The sequence below is a fragment of the Caldithrix sp. genome (assembly GCF_056497305.1).
The window spans coordinates 1-17,761 of sequence record NZ_JBSMDE010000106.1 but is presented as its reverse complement, the minus strand read 5'-3'; the positions used below and the strand labels follow the sequence as shown (position 1 = coordinate 17,761).

Annotated in this window: 13 protein-coding genes and 2 rRNA genes; 5 read left to right on the top strand and 10 right to left on the bottom strand. The window is 39.9% G+C overall.

Annotation, left to right across the window (positions count from 1 at the left end; translation table 11 throughout):
• Both ACWB0I_RS09130 and rrf read left to right on the top strand, forming a co-directional pair.
• Positions 1-241, top strand: a 23S ribosomal RNA gene (locus tag ACWB0I_RS09130); the annotation flags it as partial.
• A gap of 65 nt (positions 242-306) precedes the next feature.
• Positions 307-423: ribosomal RNA gene (rrf, locus tag ACWB0I_RS09125) — 5S ribosomal RNA — on the top strand.
• A gap of 687 nt (positions 424-1,110) precedes the next feature.
• On the opposite strand, the gene ACWB0I_RS09120 is transcribed toward rrf, so the two are convergent.
• Both ACWB0I_RS09120 and ACWB0I_RS09115 read right to left on the bottom strand, forming a co-directional pair.
• The gene (locus tag ACWB0I_RS09120; protein WP_479387750.1) at positions 1,111-5,436 is read right to left on the bottom strand and encodes a PAS domain S-box protein; all 4,326 of its coding nucleotides are present in this window, start codon (positions 5,434-5,436) and stop codon (positions 1,111-1,113) included.
• A 3-nt stretch (positions 5,437-5,439) separates the two neighbouring features.
• The gene (locus ACWB0I_RS09115; protein WP_479387749.1) at positions 5,440-5,718 is read right to left on the bottom strand and encodes a hypothetical protein; all 279 of its coding nucleotides are present in this window, start codon (positions 5,716-5,718) and stop codon (positions 5,440-5,442) included.
• Positions 5,719-6,220: 502 nt separating this feature from the next.
• On the opposite strand from ACWB0I_RS09115, the gene ACWB0I_RS09110 reads away from it, so the two are divergent.
• Complete coding sequence (locus tag ACWB0I_RS09110) at positions 6,221-7,447, top strand: TolB family protein (protein ID WP_479387748.1); 1,227 nt, start codon at positions 6,221-6,223, stop codon at positions 7,445-7,447.
• Between the two features lie 20 nt (positions 7,448-7,467).
• Entirely contained in the window at positions 7,468-8,553 is a 1,086-nt protein-coding gene (locus ACWB0I_RS09105) for a LamG-like jellyroll fold domain-containing protein (protein WP_479387747.1), read from the top strand.
• Positions 8,554-8,556: 3 nt separating this feature from the next.
• On the opposite strand, the gene ACWB0I_RS09100 is transcribed toward ACWB0I_RS09105, so the two are convergent.
• From ACWB0I_RS09100 to ACWB0I_RS09065, 8 genes are read right to left on the bottom strand one after another with little or no spacing between them, the layout of a single operon-like run.
• The gene (locus tag ACWB0I_RS09100; protein WP_479387746.1) at positions 8,557-9,996 is read right to left on the bottom strand and encodes an oligosaccharide flippase family protein; all 1,440 of its coding nucleotides are present in this window, start codon (positions 9,994-9,996) and stop codon (positions 8,557-8,559) included.
• Position 9,997: 1 nt separating this feature from the next.
• Complete coding sequence (locus tag ACWB0I_RS09095) at positions 9,998-11,179, bottom strand: glycosyltransferase family 4 protein (RefSeq protein ID WP_479387745.1); 1,182 nt, start codon at positions 11,177-11,179, stop codon at positions 9,998-10,000.
• A 7-nt stretch (positions 11,180-11,186) separates the two neighbouring features.
• Positions 11,187-12,251 carry a nucleotidyltransferase family protein gene (locus ACWB0I_RS09090; RefSeq protein ID WP_479387744.1) on the bottom strand — a complete coding sequence of 355 codons (1,065 nt, stop codon included), beginning with the start codon at positions 12,249-12,251 and terminating at the stop codon, positions 11,187-11,189.
• A gap of 2 nt (positions 12,252-12,253) precedes the next feature.
• The gene (locus tag ACWB0I_RS09085; protein WP_479387743.1) at positions 12,254-12,988 is read right to left on the bottom strand and encodes a sulfotransferase family protein; all 735 of its coding nucleotides are present in this window, start codon (positions 12,986-12,988) and stop codon (positions 12,254-12,256) included.
• A gap of 8 nt (positions 12,989-12,996) precedes the next feature.
• Entirely contained in the window at positions 12,997-14,142 is a 1,146-nt protein-coding gene (locus ACWB0I_RS09080; RefSeq protein ID WP_479387742.1) for a LegC family aminotransferase, read from the bottom strand.
• Positions 14,135-15,127: an NAD-dependent 4,6-dehydratase LegB gene (locus tag ACWB0I_RS09075; RefSeq protein WP_479387741.1), complete on the bottom strand. Its 993-nt coding sequence runs from the start codon at positions 15,125-15,127 to the stop codon at positions 14,135-14,137. The genes ACWB0I_RS09080 and ACWB0I_RS09075 overlap by 8 nt, the downstream gene beginning before the upstream one ends.
• Complete coding sequence (locus tag ACWB0I_RS09070) at positions 15,111-16,331, bottom strand: glycosyltransferase family 4 protein (protein WP_479387740.1); 1,221 nt, start codon at positions 16,329-16,331, stop codon at positions 15,111-15,113. Before ACWB0I_RS09070 ends, ACWB0I_RS09075 begins: the two co-directional genes overlap by 17 nt.
• Positions 16,328-16,870, bottom strand: a complete 543-nt coding sequence (locus tag ACWB0I_RS09065) for an ArsR family transcriptional regulator (protein WP_479387739.1) — start codon at positions 16,868-16,870, stop codon at positions 16,328-16,330. Before ACWB0I_RS09065 ends, ACWB0I_RS09070 begins: the two co-directional genes overlap by 4 nt.
• A gap of 425 nt (positions 16,871-17,295) precedes the next feature.
• Here ACWB0I_RS09065 and ACWB0I_RS09060 point away from each other — a divergent pair, with 425 nt between their 5' ends.
• A complete protein-coding gene (locus ACWB0I_RS09060; protein WP_479387738.1) occupies positions 17,296-17,730 on the top strand; it encodes an AAA family ATPase in 435 nt (144 codons plus the stop codon).
• Positions 17,731-17,761 lie beyond the last annotated feature (31 nt).

Here is a 17,761-nt window from a genome sequence, read left to right as displayed (position 1 = left end):
ACCGGAGTGGACGAACCTCTAGTGTACCAGTTGTTCCGCCAGGAGCACAGCTGGGTAGCTATGTTCGGTGTGGATAAGCGCTGAAAGCATCTAAGCGCGAAACCCAACCCAAGATGAGACATCCCTTGCCGATTCGTCGGCACTAAAGGCGCCTTCGAGATCAGGAGGTTGATAGGCTGCAGGTGTAAGCGTAGCAATACGTTTAGCCGAGCAGTACTAATGCGCCGTGAGACTTAACCTATTTTTACTACCAACAGGTAGATACTTACTACTTCTATCTAAAATGATAGTCAAAACATCTTAAATTCTGGTGACTATGGCGACGGGGAAACACCTCTTCCCATGCCGAACAGAGAAGTTAAGCCCGTCTGCGCCAATGGTACTGTCCCAATTAAGGGATGGGAGAGTAGGGCGTCACCAGAACCCTTTAAAAAGCCTCCTTTGCGGAGGCTTTTATGTTTCTATTTGGTTAATATACTTACAGGCACAAAATACCCAATTTGCAAACATGACCCAGGTTGATATCTGGTTAACTCCAGAAGGATTTTGAGAATGCTTTGGTCTGGCACTCAAAAAAGCGACCTATGCTATTCGAATTTTTAAACGCAGGGTAAGAAAAACATCCATTAATCTTAATGAAATAATTGTGCCAGATAAATTGTTACTCTTGCCCCTTAATTTTTTGTAGCAGAAAGTTATTAATAATCTTGTTAAATTCTGGTAACAGACTTGAGCATGAAGTAATACTTCCCTTAAAAGATTTAATCTCGCCACAGCGGGATGCGAAAATTTTTGTGCTATGTGAGGAAGTAAATCTGTTGAATTGTTGATTTGTTGAATAGTTGAATGAGCATCGGGCTGACACAGCGAATTCCCATTGTTCGTGAATGGTATTTCCAACATAGGTGAGAAAATTCCCCACACCATGCCTTCCCCCTCTCACAAATTTTTATTCTGGGAGAGGGGAATCGAGGGGGTGAGGGCTAATTGGTGAAATGACTTCTGCTGTTGGAGGAGTAAAGTTAAGAGTATATGAGTGTAAGAGTTAAAGGATTCCTGGGCACCGGCCTGTCATTTTTTAAAGAAGTTTTTGAGTGCGGCTTTGCTACCTTAGCTCTTTAAAACCTCTTTTACTTTTGCAGCTAAAGTTTCAGCTGAATAGGGTTTTGGAATAAAATGTATCCCTTTTTCTAACATCCCATTTTGCACAATGTGATCATCCGTGTAACCAGAAACATAGATGATTTTCATGTCAGGAAAGAGATTTTGTAATTTAATAGCCAGCTCTTTGCCATTCATCTCTGGCATCACCAGGTCAGTAATAAGTAAATCCGGTCTGAGGTTTAACTGTTTTACCAGATCCAGCGCTTCTCGTCCGTTAGAAGCAACAAAAATTTTATAACCAAAATTTGATAGCGCTTTTTCTGCAAAATGACGTACATCTTTATCATCTTCGACCAGAAGGATTGTTCCTGTACCTTTTAAATTTAAATTGGTAGGCTTCTTGATTGCTCTGGGCATAGATTGAAACTCTACCATGGGCCAATTAATCTTAAAAGTCGTGCCGAGATTAGGCTCGGAATAAACATAAATGGTGCCGTCGTTCTGTTTAACAATACCATAAACGGTAGATAAACCGAGCCCTGTGCCTTTCCCTTTTTCTTTAGTGGTAAAAAAGGGTTCAAAAATACGCTGCTTTGTAACATCATCTATGCCCACCCCATTATCGGACACCAGCAAAACGACATACTTACCTGAATTCATACCCGGATGTTGGGCTGCTGTTTGTTCGTCATATTCTACTTGATCTGTTTCAATATGGATCCGTTTAATAAAATCAGGTTTTTTCACCTGATTGAGGGCGTCTCTAGCATTAATCACAAGATTGATTAAAATTTGATCCAATTGGGCTCGATCGGCTAAAATAGGAGAGAGGGGCTCTTTTAAATTGAAATCAATCTGGATGTCTTCGCCGATCAGCCTTCGTATTAATTTTTTTGTGTTAAGGATAACCTGGTTTAAATTAACAATCTCTTTATTAACAATTTGCTTACGACTAAAGGCTAATAATTGATTGGTAAGCGTAGCCGCACGTTTTCCTGCTTCCAGAATGGCCTTAAGAGCCGGGTACGTCGGGTCGGCTTTTTTTAAACGTGTGAGCACTAATTCGGCGTATCCATTGATGACCGTGAGCAGATTGTTAAAATCATGAGCAATTCCACCTGCCAATTGTCCAATAGCTTCCATTTTTTGCATCTGACGAAGTTGTTCTTCGAGGCGAATTTCGTTTTCGATATTGCGTGCGCTTTTACAAAAATTGATGATTTGACCTGTGTTATCTCTGATTGGGAAAATGACCACATCCTCATGATATGCTGAGCCGTCGCGATGCTTATTAATCCATCGCCCTCTCCAAACATTGCCTTTATTAAGGCTTTCCAATATTTCATCCCTAAGCTCGCTTTTCAAAATGGAAAGGGGCTCTCCGATTGCCTTTTCCCTGTTAAAACCGGTTATCTTCTCAAAAGCCGGATTTACATAATTGATCACTCCATTGGTATCGGTGATAATCAGCGCAGAGGTTGATTGCTCTACCAGGGTGGCAAGGCGTTTTATTTCTGAGGCGGCATTTTGTTGTTCCTCCAAAAAACGGATCTTTTGTAAAGCAATTTCAATCAGCTGTGCAATGGAAGTTGTGAATTTTAATTCTTCCTGGTCCCATTTGTGCTTTTTGGTAAGAAACGTGAAGGCCAAAACATATTTTTCGGATGACGATAAAATAATAGGATACCACAATAAACTTCTAATTTTTAACGTTTTATGGATGAACCTATCTGACCCCTCTTTGATAAACAGGGTGTAGGGTTTATCCGATTGGCTTTCAATGTGAACCTGATTATTAAAAATATGGCGCAATGAAAGGGAAAATTGACTACAGGGAAGCTCATTTATTTTGGGCCAACGAGCTTTGGTCATATTTTCTTTGATCCAATCTGTAATTAAACGACAGGTTTCCTTTTGGATGATTTCATAGATCGCGCAATGATCCAGTTCCAAGGTACGTCCGATAATGGCAATGGTGTCTTTAAGAATTTCTCTGCGTGTGTTGCCCTGTATTATTTTTTTGGCTAAGAGATTTAATGCATTGGAAAAATGAAGTTGCCTCTCTAACAATTTTTCAGTGGCTTTCAGAGCAGAAATATCTCTACCAAAAACGACCAGCCCTTTCCGGCTGCCATCCTCATTGAAAAGAGGTACCTTAATTACATCATAAATTTTTAGTGTTCCGTCTGGTTTAGGAATTATTTCCTCGTTTCGGGATATCGTACCTTTCCGCCATGCTTTTTCATCGGTTATTTCGCAGGTAAGTAGAGAATCACGATAAAATTTGGAATAGTGGGAAAGTTCTCGATCTGTTTTGCCCTGGTATTGAATATCCTCTAATTCAAACAATTTTAAATCCGCTTCATTGGCTTCTAACCAGCGGCCTTTGCCGTCTTTAAAGCAGATGATATCGGGCGTGGCATTGATCAGGGCACGTAGTTGTTCTTCTCTGCGGGTAATGGTCTCTTCTTTCTCCTTTCGTTCTCTGGCGTTGCTGACAATTTCAGCAAAGAGTTTTAAAAGTGCAATTTCATTTTTAGTCCATTGTCTTTTTGCCCTTACAGAATCAAATCCCACAAAACCGATGCACTTTCCGTGTTGCATAATTGGTACGGTAATCAGGGTTTTAATATTCTGAGGTTCTAAAATCTTTCGTAGATTACTTTCTGGAGGTAATTCTAAAACATCGGGGATATGAATCATCTGGCCATGAAGATGGGCATTGACCCATTCGGGCACAAGCTCATTAGGCACCTCCTGTAAGTTGTCAATTTCAGGCGGTATGCCAGGCGCACACCATTCATGTGTATTGGTCATAATACCGCGTTCAAAATGGTAATCAAAGAGATAGACACGATCGACGCCCGTGAATTCCCCTAAAATCTGTAATGCGCGATTTATTTTTTCATCAAATTGATCCAGTGGTACATTAATGTATTCGGCAGCAAAGGTTAAGATAAGTCTTTGAAATTCGTTTAATTCTTTAATCTCATCCTGTGTATTTTTTAGATCGGTAATGTCAAGAATGGTTCCTTCAAAATAAAGAAAGTGTCCGTTGGCATCGTAAACGGGCCTGTCATTCATCAGAATCCAAACGGGCTTTCCATCTTTACGTTTTAATTTTACTTCAGTATTTTTTAATACTCCTTCTTTTTCGATTAATTTGATCAATCGTTGACGATCATCAGGATCCCAGTAAATTTCCCGCACATTTTCAATAGAGAGAAGTTCTTCAATAGAATCATATCCCAGGATGTTAGCCATCGATTGATTGGCGGTTAGGAGTTTACCTTCATAAGAAGTTTGGTAAATACCTTCAGAAATGTTTTCAAAAATGGAACGATACTTCCTTTCAGAGTGCAGGGCTTGTTCCAGAGCCTGCATGCGACTAATAATTGCAGTTAGATTATCTGCCAGTAGTTGCGCCAGGTGTTTGCCCTCATTGTTACAAATGTAGGGATGGTCGTAGTACACCATAAATTTGCCTAATAAGCCGTCCGGATTCACCATAGGGACAAATCCCAGGGCTCTGATGCCTTCATCCTGGATGACTTTTTTTATATCTTCTGATAGATCGGAATGTTCTACATCAGAAATAAAAATGGGCTGGGCATCGGTTTCATGTTTTTGCCAGGGACTATGTCCATCGGTCTTTTGACGATACATTTCAGACAACCCATCCCAGGCGACAAAATGCACTTTTTGGTCCGCACCGAATAGCAAAACGGAGGCGCGATTAGCATTTAGAATAGATTTTGCTCCTTCTAATGTAATCTGGAAAATTTCATCCAACGATTTTGCTCTGTTCAAACGGCTGATAATCTCGTAAAGCTTTTCCATGCGATTGCGCTGGTTGGATATTAATCGTTTGGTTTCCAATGCTTCAGAAATATCAACAACAAAACTCTGATATTCGTAAATTTTGTTTTCGGTATTACGATAGATGGAAACGTAATCGATGACCCAGATATAATGACCATCTTTATGCATTAGAGCATAGGGCCTGTTCTGAAAATAAGGCGTATCTTTTTTGGAATGTTCTTTAAAGGTTTTTAAAACCACTTTTCGATGTTCAGGCACAATGAGCTGTGCAAAAGTAATCTTCCCTTCTAAAAAATCATTCTCTGTATAACCGAGCATTTCTTCCACGTTGCGCGAAACTTCATCCGGAATTCCGGCGATAATTTTTTTTACATCTCTCCAGCGAAAATGAATAAAGTTTGTAAAATTATGATTATTGGATTGACCGACCTGTATCTGCTCATTTTTGATTTTTAAAGGCCCCATCTTGTTAAAAATATTTAACTTAACATTTCGTTTCTTTTTCATCATGATTTACCTTGAGAATGAATCTTTTGTTTTTATTATCGGAAATACATAAAAAAAAATTAAAAAAAAATACAAAAATGCCATTAATTCTGGAAGCTCTTTTACCTCATGTTCTGAATTAAAAGCAAAAAAGGTATTTTTCCCGCCAGAAAAATCAGAATTGTGAAATATCCGCGCATCCCATTTTGTTGAACTCAAAGATCTAAGGCTGCAAAGCCGCAACCCAAAAACTTCTTTAAATAATGACAGGCCGATGGCCTGGAACCCTTTAACTCTTACACTCATATACTCTTAACTTTACTCCTCCAACAGCAGAAGTCATTTCACCAATTAGCCCTCACCCCCTCGATCCCCCTCTCCCAGAATAAAAATCTGTGAAAGGGGGAAGGCATGGTGGGGGAATTTTCTCACCTATGTTGGAAATACCATTCACGAACAATGGGAATTCGCTGTGTCAGCCCGATGCTCATTCCACTATTCAACAAATCAACAATTCAACAGATTTACTTCCTCACATAGCACAAAAATTTTCGCATCCCGCTAAGCGGGATTATAAGTTTTGAAGGAAGTATTCTACTTATTCTGGAATCTGGTTAACCGGCAAAGTAATTGAATATCTTCAAAAATATCAAAAAGTTCCTCTGCTTGGGTTTCCTCCCAAAATTTTCTTATGAAGCAAATTAATGCTTCATAAGGCAATAAGATTAAGCTTGAATTTTTAAATTTTTATGTTAAATTATAAAAAAGCTTTCATTCCTTTGTTTAGCAAACCAGGGAGAATAAAAAGATGAAACGGTCTTTCCCCTTGTTCTTCTTCATTTTTTTAGTTTTAACTTTCTGCTCCAAAATGGTCACAGAAAACACCCCTCCGGAAAGCATCGATGCCGGAAATTTGTCGTTAAGCATCGACATGGAAAAAGCGCCGGACAACGTGGCCTATTTAAAAGGCTTTTTAACCAAAGAGGGGCACGACACGATTTTTTTTGACTTTGAGATGCATGATGGATTGGCACAGGCTACGATTGGAAATATTGAAAGTGGAGAATGGTACTTACAGGTTGATGCCTTCGACAGAGCAGGAAAACGAACATATTCGGGCTCAGTGTACGTTTTTGTAGAGCCTGGTAAAGTTACACCCGTTTTTTTAAATCTGGTGGAGATTACGGGTGGCATTGACATCACCGTAAGCTGGGGCGGCGTTCCGGAAAACATGATGTTACTGATGGCTAAAAACCCTGCTGGGGAATGGCGTATTTTGCTCATGCAGGACAATGGTTCTAAAATTTTTGATTTAATTGACGGCCGTTACCCCATATGGACGGATGCTCAACGAAACAGTTTTGTCTTCTTACGGGGTAGGGATGAACTCTGCCGCTTCGATCTCTCCACGCATCGCATAACCACGTTAAGCTTTCTTGGCGTAAATGCCAACTTCCTATTTTACTCACCTGTTCTGAACCGCATTTTATTTGATTACAAATATTTTGGCGATTATTCCTATCCCTGGCAGCTGGCTTCGGTCAATGTTGATGGGCAGGATTTTCACACCATCCTGAATGACTCGAGTAAAAAGAAATATCCGGCCACTCCTACCAACTCCGACTGGATTTATTATCATGTAAACCACCATGGAACATTTCAGATTGACCGCATCAAACATGATGGAAGCCAGAAACAGGCGGTTATTACGGGCGATTTTCACTGCGAATTTCCTTCTTTTGATCGAAATGGGCAACGCATGGTGTTTAGCAAAATCTCCTTAGATTCCACCTATATGGCTGTGGTCATTCACGATCTGGTCACCAATCAGGAAAAGGAAATCAATGTTACAGAATTAGGGCAGGCTACCTATCCGGCCTTTACCTATGATGGGCAATCTGTCATTTTCTCAGTGATTGTTGGCCCTGATCACCAGGATCGCCAGTTGTTCCGTTACCAGATCGAAACGGGGCATTTAGAGCAAATTACTTACGGGCATGCATATTTTTGGTACGCACGCCCCGTTTTTTGGTAAAATTTATTGCGAGGTGAAACATGAGAGGTCTTCCCTTGATTTTAGCGCTCATTGTTCTGGGACTCTTTACCGCTTGCCAGAAAAATACTCCGGGGCTTATTGAACAGGAACCAACTCCTCCAGGCTCTCTAAGTTTAAAAATGGACATGCGACAAGCCCCGCGGGAAGTTCACGCCATTGAAGGCATTTTAGCCAATGAGCAGGATACAATTCGCTTTCGGTTTACTATGGCCGATAGCTACGCCGTGGCCGAAATTAATGAAATCCCAACCGGTTCCTGGATGTTAACCGTGAACGCCCTGAATGCTGAGGGGACCGTTATCTACAGCGGTAGTACCATGGTTTATATTGCACCAGGAATCATTACTCCGGTTTATTTACAACTAAATCCGGTGAGCGGTTCGTTGCGAATAATCGTTACCTGGGGCGACACCCATCCAGATTTGATCGCCTATTTTCCTTTTGATGGCAATTTAAGAGATCAGAGTGCCTTTCAAAACCACGCATTGGATCACGGCGGGGTCATTTTTAGTGAGGGGAAATTTGGTCGGGCTGTTAACTTTGACGGTATTGACGACTATCTCGAAATTCCGCACATTGATATTTACAACCTGGACGAAAAGACCATTGCTTTCTGGTTTTACAAGAATAATGATTACATTCGCGAGACACCAGGTGAAGCCGCTGATGTAGAAATGATGGTTATTAAAGGGCCGAATACCTCTTTGGCACTTGATTTTTCATTTCATATTGGCACACCATCTCCACCTTTTAATATGAATTTACTTTTTACAGTTCCAGCAATTTCTAATCAGATTTTGCTCAGAGAATTCGATGTTATTGAACCACAACAATGGTATTTTGCTACTGGTATTTTTAGAAAGGATAAAGTAGAACTCTATTTAAATGGAGAAAAAATTTTAGAAGCGAATGACGTGGCTAATTTCAACCATCAACAATATCCCATTTTGGTAGGTGGCCTTGTTCCAGAAGGTAACGCTGCCAATCGAATGTTTAATGGTAAAATTGATGAATTAGTCATTCTGGGCCATGCAGCCAATGCCCAGGAGATCCATAATTTATTTGTAAATGGTGTTTCTCACTAATGATTATTGATTCTTAAATAAAGCTAAGTTTTTGGGCTGAATAACACGGGTTATTATTAAGATCAACGGAAATGTTAAACTTAGAGCGGTCTTGATGAGAAGGCGATGAACAAGAATATAGTCGTTAAATAATGTGGAGATAACCAGAATTCCTGCACACAAAATGATCATTAACGATAATTTGCCATATTCGTAAGGAATGGTGAAAAATTTTTGTCCAAAATACGTAATAGACATAAAGGCAATCATCTGCGAAATAAGTGTTGCAACTCCTGCCCCCATTGCCTGGTAATGTGGGATTAACAATATATTTAACCCTATATTTAAAATCGCCACCATTGTAATGATCATGGCGGTTGTTTTAGTCTTTTTAGCTATATTAATCCCAATAGCCGACACATTTTTTAAGAGATCGAATAAAATAGCAAAAGCAATGATGGGTACAATTTGATACGCTCGATAATAATCCGGACTTTTTGCAATCAGTTCGATTATTTCTTTAGCAAACAATGAAAGCAAAAGAACAGAAAGCGTTAACACAAAGGTAAAATAATTTAGCGTTTTGGAATAGAATTGCCTGGCCTGAGCATCTTTCATTACTTTGTACATTACGGGCGTCAATGCCCAGATTATGGATTGTCCTAAAAACACTTTTAAACTATTACTGATTTTAAATCCAAAAGAATAAATACCAACTTCCCCCATTGTAGCCAAAAAGCGCAGACTGTACCTATCTGTAATAGACAGGATAATTCCAGCAATGGAGGTAAAAATCATCGGCAATCCGAAAGCCAGCATCTCTTTAAATAACAGGAATTCGAATCTGATGTGAATGTTTTTAATAAAGTATCTGGAAATCACTACAAAAAAGACAACAAATCCAATAATCTGGGCCTCGTAAATTCCAGCCACATTGCGTTTCAAAAAAGCAACAAAATAAACGGTCAACAAAAGATTCACGGAGAAGCGTGTTAAATTAGATACAGAATATAAAACAGCTTTTTCCTGAATGCGCATCAGGTTCAATGCCGCACGACTAAGCATATTCAGAAACACCGAAAACAAAAGAAGTTTTATGTAATAGACGTATTGATCCGAAGAAAAAATAAATTGTGAAAGATGATCAGCAAAGATAAACAGACCAAATAAAATCGTGCTACCCACCACCACTAAAGCGCTAACGACCATAAAGAAAAGAATATTCTGTTTGTCTTTGTAATCAGAATCCCAATACCAGCGATTTAAAGAAAAATACAAACCCATGCTTAACACAGAGCTTAAAAATTGTCCGGAAATTTCTAAAATCGCTAAAATGCCATAATCATGAATCGTCAGATATTTTGTGTAAATGGGTAAGAGAATAAAACCTACTAACTTGGAAGAGACATTTCCCAAACTGTAAATCGCAGAATTTTTTGCAATTTTTTTAAACAGGTTTCCCAATTTACTTCCCTGTCTTTTTGTAGATTAATTCCCGGTAAAGATCAATTATTTCGCTTTTATTTCTGGAAAATCGGAACAGACGGTCAATAACCATGGATTCGTAAGAATAATCTGGTTCTGGGCGATTTCGAATAAAATACTCAATTTTTTGGGCCAGTTGTTGTGCGTTAAAAACATCAACTAATTCAACATGGAAGCGAAACACTTCTTTCAAAAACTGGTAGGCTTCATTTTGATGTAAAATCAATTGGCAACGAGCAAGGATGGCCTCTACTATTACCTGAGAAAATTGCTCCTGAGTGGTTAGAGAAAAAACCAGATCAGCAACATGATATAATGCTTGCATTTGCAACTCATCCAGGTACTGTTCCGAAAAGAGCACCTTGCCCGTCAGTTTATGGGATTGTACAAATTGCTTTAAATTTTTTGCATTTTCAGAATCAGGTCTGGTATGATGAATAATTAATTTAAATTTTAACGATCTGGGCAACAGGGCTACGGCTTCTAACAATTTTTGATGGTTAGAATTTGGAACCAGCCCCCGTGTGTACAGTAACACGTAGTCTTCCTGTGAAAGCTCGAATCTGTCCTTTGTTGCTTTGACCAAATTCGGATCAGGAGGATAAAATAAATATTCCGGCACGCCCCAGGGTATGCTTTTGACCTTCTCTTTATATTCAGGAAACAGTGATTTGATTGTGAAACCTAACTGAAACCAGTTGGTCCAGATTAAATCTGCTTTCTTGATCAACGATTTAAGGATGAGTGTGTTCTTTAATTTCTTCCTATATTTTAAATTAAAATCACTCCCCCAGATGTTGTAAATCAGTACAGGATTTGATCTTAGCCAATACAAAGGATAAATCATGTAGTTGTAAAATGCTCCATGAAGATGGATGACATCAACTTTAAGAAGGTCTATAGCCTTGCTGATTTTCTGGATGTATTTGTATCTGGCTAGTAGAGACAGGTTTTTCATTTCCTTAAAAGATTTAAAATAAATGAAAACAAAATCAGGATATTGCTTTTCCAGTGATTTCATCTCTTCGCTGGATATTTGAGGCAACATAATAGCAATGTTTAACTCAGAACCGTCTTTAAACAGATCAAGCCATTTTTTAACATTGACAGAACGATGATTCGCCCCGGTAAAGATAAATAAGATTGAAGGATTTTTAGCCATGTAAAAACTATCCGATTTTGTTGAACAATTTCTGATAATCCTGCCACTTACCTATGTCAATCCACGATTTCTCGCTTATGGGGAATACGCCCACTTTACCATTCCTCTTTTGGATCTTTTGAATTAAATCCGTTATGTGAAAAAATCGATCTTCCGGAATTTCCTTTAATAGGTGTGGTTCAAGAACATAGAGACCCGTATTCACCTGGAGGGTCAAATTGGGCTTTTCAGTTAATTTCTTTAAGACCCCTCCCTGGCCTGTTTCTAAAATACCATAAGGAATATCATAATGACGTAAAGCAGCTACAATGGTCAATTCGTTCTGGTTTTCCTGGTGATATTTAAATATTTCGCGATAATCCTGGTCGATTAAGATATCACAATTGGAGACAAAAAAAGGTTTGCGGATTTTATCCTTTAGCAAGAAAAGACTCCCCGCTGTGCCCAGCGGTTTTGACTCCTGGAAAAAATAATACTGGAAGTCCCGATTCTCAATTTCTTCAAAATACTGTTTTATCATCTCTGCCTTGTGATTTAGGGAGATGTAAAACTTTTTACAGCCTATTTTTACAAAGCTTTCTATGATTAACTGAATAATGGGTTTTTCACCAATAGGAACAAGCGCTTTAGGAATGATATTAGTAATGGGCTTTAAACGCGTTCCCTTTCCACCAGCCATAATCACGACAGGTAAATCTAATACCTCCTCTTCAACAAATTCTTCTCCCAGAATGTCATCCCAGAAATAGACTTTTACAATCTGATTTTTTCGGTTCACCACCGGCATAAACTCGGTTCGGAATTTGAGCATCATCTCCTTAATCGCTTCGTAGGTTTCTTCTTCCCTGGCAACTCTGACATTCTCGCGCAAAATGTTTTTAATAGGTTCTGAAAATGGAATATTTTTAATAATAGCTCTCTGAATATCGCCAATACTTAACAAGCTGAAGTACTCGTCTTTCTTTGTTACAATTAGAAGTTTTCGTTTTAATGCGTCCATTTTGCGGATGGCATTTAACATGGTTTCGTTTAAATCTATTTTTAATTGATCTATGTCAGTAATTCGGCTCATGGCTATTTATCCCAATTAAATTGTTTTCCCAACAAATCGTACAACTGTTTATTGAATGGTTCATAAAATTCTACCAACATTTCCCGAACATCCTGATCCATTGGATCGTAATTTAAGGCACGCAGCTTTTGAAATTTCGCCAATTTAAAATCTTCAACACCTAAAAATTCTAAGGCAGCACTGTAAATTTTTTGTGGTTGTTCTTCCAGTTCCTCCAGAGAAAAAATAAAAAATTGGTCTCGAAGGAAAAATTTAAACCAGCGCTCAATAGTTTGGACATAAATGCCCTTATCAATCATAAAATAATCGGTATCCCGGGCTGTATTTAAAAAGTGTCGAAAATTTTGATATTTGTCTTTAAAACCGGGTACCCATTTGTAGTAGTGTTGATAATTGGAATACAATCTATCAACTGGATTCCTTAATTGAATAATGAATTTGGCATGTGGTACAACTTTTTTTATGCGGTAAAGGGCCAGAGTGCGGTACATGTACATGGGCGTTGCTTCACCAGTAATTTCTCCTGCACGCGTATCAGGGAAACACTGCTTGTACCACTCGACGCCCCGAGCAAAATAACGGTCAAAAAAACGTATCTCTTTGGTACGATAAATTTCATCTACCTGATCCCCATTTCCAAAGGTCTCCAGAATCTTGGGGTGCTGAATTAAATAGTTGTAAAAAGAAGTGGTTCCACATTTCGTTTCGCCAATGATTATGAAATCCGGTAATTTCATTTCTACCTCTAAATGATGGCACTACTGGGAATATTCACCAATTTATGGGCAATTTCCTGTGCGGTAACAACATCCTGTGAAATTTCATCTCTGTACATTTCCAGCTCATGAATCAATTTCCAGGCTGGTCGCGTCTGTACTCCCGCTTTGTTGCTGAGTTTTAAAAACAGATCACGCTCTTCTTTCGTTTCAAACAATACAGCATTTAACCAATAGTTGGAACGGGCAAATTGAGGTTCTTCAAAAAAAGTGACCGACTCGATGTCTTTGAAAAACAACTTGTATTGGCGGGCAATTTCTCTTTTACTGTTTAAAAACTGATCTAACGTTTCCAATTGCGCACAACCCAGGGCTGCATTCAGGTTGGGCATGCGATAATTGAAGCCTACAGCATCGTGTACGTATTCCCAGGGATGTGGAACCTTGGCCTGAGTTGAGAGATGTTTGGCCTTTTTTGCCAGACTTTCGTCATTGGTAAGGATTATTCCTCCACCGCCCGTAGTAATAATTTTATTGCCATTGAAACTCAATACGCCAAGCAATCCAAAGGTACCTGCATGCTGATTTTTGTAATAGCTGCCCATGGCCTCGGCAGCATCTTCCACTACCGGAAGACCGTAAGCACTACAAACCTCAACGATTTCATCAATTCGGCAGGGATGCCCAAAGGTATGCATGGGTAAACAGGCCGAAATCTTACGACGGGTGATGCGATTGATTAATGTACCATCCTTCTGACGTAAAGTGGAAGTTTTTAAAAAATGTGCTAATTTTTCACTCGAGAGGCCCAGAGTCTTTTCATCAACATCTAAAAAAAGCGGGTGAGCTCCGCAATAACGAATGGCATTAGCTGTTGCAATAAATGTCAATGGCTGGGTTAGCACTTCGCTTTCCGCTGTTACTCCAGCCAGTAATAGGGCCAGATGCAGGGCAGAAGTTCCATTGGAGGTCGCTACAGCAAATTTGCTACCTGTGTAACGGGCCATTTCTTTTTCGAATCGCGTCACAAATTCTCCCACACTGGAAACAAAAGTGCTTTCAATACACTGATCCACATACTTTTTTTCACTGCCCACAAAACGCGGTTCATGAAGCGGTACAAATTCCGCATTATTGTACAATTCTTTAATAAACGAAATGATTTGCTCAAACATTGTAAAGATCGCTCTTATACTTTGCTAAATTTTCCTTTTTGGTAAACCAATCAATGGCGATCTTTAGGCCTTCGTCTAAAGTAAAGTCCGGTTTAAAACCTGCAACCTGTCTTATTTTCTGATTGTTACATCTTAAACGTAGAACCTCGGAATCTTTAGGACGCAAACGCTGAGCTTCGGAAACTATTTTTGCCTCCATCTGCATCAGTTTCATGATTTTTTTTGCTAAATCGCCAATAGAAATCTCAGAATCCGAACCGATATTAAACACCTGGCCAATGGTGTTTTCTGCTTCAGCCAGTAAGATCATGCCTTTGCAGGTATCTTGTACAAAATTAAAATCGCGCGTGGGCCGTAAATCGCCCAGTTTTATTTCTTTTGCCCCGGCAGCCAATTGCGTAATAATCGTGGGAATTACCGCCCTGGCTGATTGTCGGGGACCATAGGTATTAAAAGGCCGGGCAATGGTCACTGGTAGTTGAAAACTGTAATAAAAGCTCATGGCCATGGCGTCGGCGCCAATTTTACTGGCGCTGTAAGGTGATTGGGGTTGCAATGGGTGGTTTTCATCAATAGGCACGTATTGTGCGGTTCCGTAAACCTCACTGGTGGAAGTGTGCAGCAATTTTTTTACACCGTGCCGCCGTGCAGCCTGACAAATATGTAAGGTGCCCTTAACATTGGTGTCCACATAACTATCGGGCGCCCGATAAGAAAATGGGATGGCAATTAAAGCGGCCAGATGAAAGACCACATCAACGCCCTCAACCAATGTATCGACAAAATGCGCATCCCGAATATCCCCGCTAACGACTTCCAGATTTTCGGAAGGAGGGATGTCTTCCAACCAGCCCCAGTAATTAAACGAATTGTAATAGGACAAAGCACGTACCCGACAACCTCTTTTCAAAAGCATTTCCGTCAAATGTGAACCGATAAAACCATCGGCCCCGGTAACCAGTACCTTCTTATTTTGTAACTGCAATGTTTTCTCCTTTTTCTAATCTTCGATAAAGTTCCAATAATGGCTGTACGGTTTTCTCCCAGTTCCACTCTTCGTCGATAGCCCGTCGGCCATTACGACCCATTTGTTCGCGCAATTCCGGTTCCCTGTACAGTTTTTCCACCAGTTCCACAAACTTTGCCCCCTGCTTTTCAAAATCCACGGTAAAACCGGCCTGATATTTAGCGATCATCTCCCTGGGTAGTTTATGATCAGAGGCAATAATTGGTTTGGCCAACGCCCAGTACTGAAATAGCTTGGTCGGTACCTTATCGTCCACGCCCTGATATTTTAACGGCGGGTACAAACCGATGTGAGCCAGCGAAATGTAACCGGCCACGCGCGGAATGGATTCCCAGCCGCAAAACGCCACCGTTTCTTCCAGACCCAGACGCTGCGCCAGCTTTTTTAATTCCGGCAAATAAGAACCATCGCCCACGATCACCAGCTGGATCTCTGGAATGCGCTTCTTGATTTCCTTCATCTGTGGAATAACGTTTTGCAGGCCGCGCAGGTAGGCAATGCCGCCCACGTAAATCAGGTTGAACCGGCCGTTCATGCGTTGTTTGATATCGTCATCCTGTTGAATGACATCCAGAAAATGGCGGTCTGGTGTGTTGGGCACAAAAATCACCTTCTCAGGTGGCAGGTCATAATTGCCAATCATTTTTTGAATTAATATGGGCGCCACACCGATCACATAGTCTGCCTGCTGCAAGTAGAAGCGCTCATAAGCCCGCCAATTACTCCACTTTTTTACCAGCCGTCCAATAAACGTATTGTAATGTGGCGTCTCTTCGATCCAATCGGCGTAATTTTCGTGCATGTCGATAATCAAAGGAATTTTAAAGTGCCTCTTTAATTTAAGTCCCACCTTACTCAACGGCAAATCGTGAATGTGCAGGGCCTCAATGCCCAATGCTTTAACTTTCCGTTTTAAATGCCACCACCAGAACCCATTGTAAAAAGGCAGCACATTAATCAACGGCAGCAGCTTTTTAAATAAAATTTTTGGTAAATAAAAACGCACAACCTGAATTCCGCGCACCGTTTCCCTGGCTTTTTGTCCGCCATGATTAAAACAAAACAAATGAACCTGATGACCGGCGGCAATTAAGCTTAATGCCTCTTTTTCCACCCGATGGTCCGGAGGGAAGGGACGATCCAGAACCATGCCGATCTTCACGGGGCCTCCTCCTTCAATAAGATCAGAATAGGATCTTTTTCTAAGGTGTCGCGTAGCTTCTGGAACTCCTCTTCCTTTAAAACCAGGGTATTAATCTTGCGCCTGATCAGATTTTCGGTTTTTGTGCGCACGCGTTCCACCTCTTTTAGATTGATCGCATTACCTACAATCACCAGATCGATCAATCCACTGTCTTTTCCTACCGCGTAATCACCGCGAATGAAGGCCAGTTTTACGTTTCCCAGTTTGTTGATGATATTCGTCGCAACCTTATCGATACCCATGGATTTGACCACAATATTGCGGATATCTTCGAACAGGGGATGATTGGTATTGGCGCGGTACACTTTATTTCGGCCCTGGGTTTCGACAGAAAGAATTTTGGCCTGGGTCAGTTTGTTAAGTTCGGTGCGGATGCTGTTGGTCGACTCGCCAAATTCTTTAGCCAGCTGCCGCAAGTAACCGCTCATGCGGGGATTCAAAAAAAAGCGCATCAACAATTTTACGCGCGTTTGCGAAGTGATTAAGGAGTCTAACATACGCCCCTTTTTTGAGTAATTATTTTACTCGAAAAAGATAACAAAACACAACATATTTTTCAACTTTTTTTATGGAAGTTCTATTATTCTGACAAGCTTTTTGCCGAAGGTTTCAATCCAACTTAACGCCATACAGCGTCAGGATTCTCACCTACACAACAGCGACGAACTCCGCTATTTATGGCGGAGATGCCCAATCACATGAATATTTCGCCTGGGCTTTAACCCCATCCAGAAGAATACACGAATTCATTAAAAGACAGGATATTAAGGCAAAAAATTTCGTGTTTCAATTTTTGAAGGCAAAATGAATGCCATTAATGGTTTATTTCATAATTACAATTGGAATTTTCAGATTTGCATTTAAAGAATTAACCTCTTACATTTTGAACAAATTTGCAGTTCAATTTAAAATTTGTTCAAAAATGAAACTTATTCCTCGAAACATTGAACCCGTTATACTCCAGCTTTACCGACAATATCCGGTTATCACAATTACTGGCCCGCGACAAACAGGTAAAACCACACTGGTAAAAAAACTCTTTCCAGAAAAATCGTACTACAATCTCGAAAATCCCGATTTAAGGGAACTGGCCTCAACCGACCCACGTTCATTTTTACGATCATTACAAAATGGCGCCATTCTGGATGAAATTCAACGTGCGCCAGAACTGCTATCTTATATTCAAGAAATTGTAGACAGCTCATCTCAAAAAGGACAGTTCATTCTAACCGGCAGTAATCAATTCTCATTATTAAATAATGAGTCCACTCTAAAAAGGTATTATTATCGAATTTTATTTAAATTTGCCTATTGTTTTTATTTAAATTACATCAAATATCTTCGTGTTAATCCGTGAAATTCGTGGTTTTTATACTGAACTCAATAAT